This is a genomic window from Pelomicrobium sp. G1 (assembly GCF_051905455.1).
Taxonomy (GTDB): domain Bacteria; phylum Pseudomonadota; class Gammaproteobacteria; order Burkholderiales; family UBA6910; genus Pelomicrobium.
Genome location: NZ_JBQACR010000330.1, coordinates 1 through 277, shown reverse-complemented (window position 1 = coordinate 277; position 277 = coordinate 1). Strand labels below are relative to the sequence as shown.

Here is a 277-nt window from a genome sequence, read left to right as displayed (position 1 = left end):
GGTGGAAAACGTGCCGTAGACCCAGCTCCCCGCCACCACCGGCGGCAGCGGCGGCGCCGCCTTCGTCCTCGCCAGGATGTCCAGGTAGGTGGTGGTAGAGATGCAGGGGTGGCGCTCGAGCAGCCCGTACAGATCTTCGAGGAAGAAGTAGCAGTTGTAAGGGTAGTACTCCCAGGCGTTCTCCCCGTCCAGGATCACGCTTACCAGGGGGTTACCTCCTTCGGGGAAAAGCCGCCGGATGTCCTCCAGCAGGGAGAGGAAGTCGTTGGCCGCGTCC

General features: G+C 64.3%; 1 pseudogene. It reads right to left on the bottom strand.

Going from position 1 to position 277, the window contains the following annotated elements:
• A pseudogene (locus tag ACTFO6_RS18720) lies at window positions 1-277 on the bottom strand (glycoside hydrolase); the annotation flags it as partial.